2 protein-coding genes are annotated in these 3543 nt (G+C 61.4%); one reads left to right on the top strand and one right to left on the bottom strand.

Going from position 1 to position 3543, the window contains the following annotated elements:
- Window positions 1–344: 344 nt before the first annotated feature.
- Window positions 345–2060 carry a hypothetical protein gene (locus QZY44_RS25615; protein ID WP_295454833.1) on the top strand — a complete coding sequence of 572 codons (1716 nt, stop codon included), beginning with the start codon at window positions 345–347 and terminating at the stop codon, window positions 2058–2060.
- Between the two features lie 73 nt (window positions 2061–2133).
- Here the strand turns inward: QZY44_RS25615 and QZY44_RS25610 are convergent, their stop codons facing one another.
- Window positions 2134–3237 carry an IS630 family transposase gene (locus QZY44_RS25610; protein ID WP_295454831.1) on the bottom strand — a complete coding sequence of 368 codons (1104 nt, stop codon included), beginning with the start codon at window positions 3235–3237 and terminating at the stop codon, window positions 2134–2136.
- Window positions 3238–3543: the final 306 nt, after the last annotated feature.

Raw genomic sequence — 3543 nt, 5'->3', positions numbered from 1 at the left:
GTGCCGGGCGGCGGCGGGGTCCGGGCGCGGCGTAAAGGCCAGATCGGTCAGTAGGTCCATGGGTGCAAGTGTTCTGCGGCGGCGACGATCCGCTGATTAGACCCGGGACCCCGGGTCTGATGCAAACCGGACCCGCGCTAGGATGTTCAATCTGACCCATAAAGGCGCCCAAGATCCCATGCAAGAACCGTGTTGCCGGGAAGGAACAGCCATCGGTTCGGCGCACTGGTGAATATGATGATGCGCACGGTACACGCTGATGCCCAAGCTCGACAAGCGCCGAGCGATTGGTCAGACTGCGGGACGCGGTGACATGACCGCCCTGCCGGAGAGTGCACGACGTGATGAACGCATTCAAGAGCCCCGTGGCCCGTCTGGCCAACCTAGTCCAGCGATCGCGTGATGCCTGGAAGGCGAAAGCGTTGGAGCGGCAGCAGCGCCTGCGTGCCGCGCAGGTCAAGATTCGGGATCTGGAGCACAGCCGCGCGCATTGGAAGGCGCGCGCGCTAAAGGCGGAGGGTGCGCGAACGGGAGCGGATGAGGCCCTGATGCCCGCTGATGACGAGCCAGCGGATGCGCGACCGCGCCTTGCGCTGTCCCCGCCCGTCGGTCATCACTATTCGGTCCTGGTCATGCAGTTGACCCTGCGGATGTATCTGCACGCGGGGCGCGGCAGTCGCGGCGTGGCGCGGGTATTGAATCTGTTCGGCGCGATGCTCCCGGTGGCGGCGCCGGCCCACACGACCGTGCTCAACTGGGTCTATCGCTGCGGTCTCGCGATCCTCAATCGCCAACCGGAGTGGCGCACGGATTGGATTTACATCGCTGATCATACGATCGCCTTGGGGTCATCGAAGTGCTTGGTGATTGTGGGAATCCCGGCTAATACACTGCCCCAGACCGGTTACAGTCCGCGTCACGATGCGATGCAGGTGCTCGCCGTCGAGATCACCGCACACAGCACGGGGCCGTGGGTCGCGGCGGTGCTCGGGCGCGTGGCGCAACGCACCGGCCCGCCGGTCCAGATCGTTGCCGACCACGGCAGCGACCTGTGCAGCGGCATCGCATTGTTTCAGCAGCACGCCCCCGCGTGCGTCTATACCTATGATATCTCTCATCGTATTGCCACGTTGCTGAAGGCCGAACTGGGCCGGGATGCCCGCTGGGAGGCGTTGCGGGCGCACTGCCGCACGACCTGGTCGTCGTTTCAGCAGACCGATCTTGCCTTCCTGCTGCCGCCGCGGCAACGCATCAAGGCGCGTTTCATGAACCTGGATGTCCATGTGCGGTGGGCCCAACGTCTCCTCGCCTATCATGATCGCGGCGACTTCAGTGCGATCCGCGCCCAATACGTCCTGAATTGGCCGGCATGGGAACACCTACGCGCGCGATTCGGCACCACCCGGGCGCACCCAGTGCGGGCCATCGTCGGCATTCGCTATCCCGATCAGGCGGCTTTTTGCCAGGCACTGCAGACGCATTCAGACCTCGCGTGCGACGCGCTCGACGACAGAGTTTGGCACCTCACGGACACTGGGTACGGCCGCTTCCTCGACGGCTTTGCCTGGCTGCTGCCCTACCGGGATGACTTGGTGGATTACGCGCAAATGATGGTGCAAGCCAAGCTGATTCAGTCGCATCTCACGTCCAAGGGCCTCCACCAGGGTGCCCCAGAACAACTCCAGGCCGCCCTGCCACCCCCGTCCACGCTGACCCCGCGAACGGCCATCTTTACCCAGAAAATCCTTGCGCAGGTCGAAGTGGAAGCAGCGAAGATCCCGACCGGCAGCATCTGGCTAGCCTCCTCCGACATCATCGAATCCGTCTTCGGAAAATACAAATGCTTTACCGCCAGGGGGCCGCTCAAGGAGCTTGGTAAGCTGGTGCTTGCGATTCCTGCCTTCATCGCCGACTTGACGGCTCCATTGATTCGCGAGGCGATGGAGTCGGTGCGCACCATCGACGTCGAGCACTGGGTGAAAACGCACATCGGCGCGTCGATGCTGGCCCGGCGTCGGCATGCGCTCATCGATTCAATGCTAGACACGGAAACTGCATGAACTTAATTTGCGATATACGTGAGAGATTGAACATCCTAGTACCACATGATGGAAGTGCTCGGACCATGTCAAGCTAGACTGCCAACGGCTTGCCCTGGTAGGTCCAGCGGAACGGCTTAGCCATCGTCTTGTTGAAATAGTCGATAAAGTTGTTGATTTTCTGGCACAGGTCGTCGACCGATGAGAAACTCCCTCGTCGAATGACTTTGCGTACCAGAATCGAGAACCAGATTTCGATCTGATTCAGCCATGAGCTATGCTTCGGCGTAAAGTGAAAAACGATGCGATGGGTCGGGTCGCACAGAAACGCTTGGCGGGTTGCCACGGATTGGAGAATGCCGCACTTGCCTTTGACCCCAAGGTCGCCTTCAAAATCGATGTTTTCGGCAACTAAACGCACGACTGACGCGGAGGAATGGGTGTTGAGATTGTCCAGGACCACGTGCAACGACAACGGTGGCGAGCACTGCGAGCTCTCAGCGATCATGGGGAATAAGAAGTTCGTAAAATCGGCCTCGGTGCGCGTCTGGCCGAGTTGCCCGGTCACCTTTCCGGTGGCGACGTCGAACTCGGCAATCAGGGTGTGGGTGCCGTGGCGGATGTACTCGAACTCACGGCGCTCGACGCGCCCCGAGGTCATCGGCTGGGTCGGAGCAATTCGTTCAAGTGCCTGAATTCCTGTCATTTCGTCAAGCGAGGAAGTCTTGATCCCCAGCGCCGCCCGCGCCGGTGCGAGACGGTAGGTCTCGCAAATATCTTGGCATTTTTCCGCGAAATGCGCGTCCGGCTTGGCCTTCAGCCAGTATTGCGAGCGATGCGGTTTGAGGTCCGCTTCTTGAAGAAAGCGCCCGATGGAGCGCGAGGAGATCGAATCGACAATCCCCCGTTTCATCGCCTCGTCGGCGAGCTCCCATTGCGTCCAATGCGTGATCGCCCGCCCGCTGTCTTGCGGCGCCTCGCAGGCCAGCGCGACGATCGTGCAGATCTGCTCCGTGGTGAACGTTGGCGGGGTACCGGAGCGTGGCGCATCGGACAACCGCTCCGCAACGCTCGCGTCGGGGTTCTCCGCCCACCGCCGCCGCCACCCCTGGACCGTGGAGCGACCGATGCCGAGTTGGTCCGCCGTCGGCCGCACGCCGACACCCTGACCTGCCAGCAAGATAATCTGCGCACGCATGGCCAATTGCTGTGGGCAGGTCGCTTGTCGTTCAAGCGACTCCAGTTGTTGACGCTCGCGATCGGTTACGAGGACAGGGGCAGGGCGAAGTAGGGGCATCGCAAAAACCCGAACAGATGAGGAAAACTTTCTATTTTACAGCACACTCTTCAGAAACGGTATTAAGATTTCCATCGTGCGGTACTAGGTTGGCATCCCCACGGCCCTTGCTAAGAGCCTCGGACGAGTCGCTCGCTGACACCGTAACGCGGGTCTGCTTCGGGCAGCCCCGGGTCGGTTTTTGACGCTTCGCGGGGCTCAGCCGGG

Source organism: uncultured Thiodictyon sp. (genome assembly GCA_903837595.1).
Taxonomy (GTDB): domain Bacteria; phylum Pseudomonadota; class Gammaproteobacteria; order Chromatiales; family Chromatiaceae; genus Thiodictyon.
Note: the sequence above shows the minus strand (reverse complement) of the source record. Positions and strands in the feature narration are given on the sequence as shown.

What these genes read in the sequence shown, in the direction of transcription:
- QZY44_RS25615 (WP_295454833.1), top strand. Translation starts at nt 345, where the DNA reads ATGAACGCATTCAAGAGCCCCGTGGCCCGTCTGGCCAACCTAGTCCAG.
- QZY44_RS25610 (WP_295454831.1), bottom strand. Translation starts at nt 3,237, where the DNA reads ATGCGTGCGCAGATTATCTTGCTGGCAGGTCAGGGTGTCGGCGTGCGG.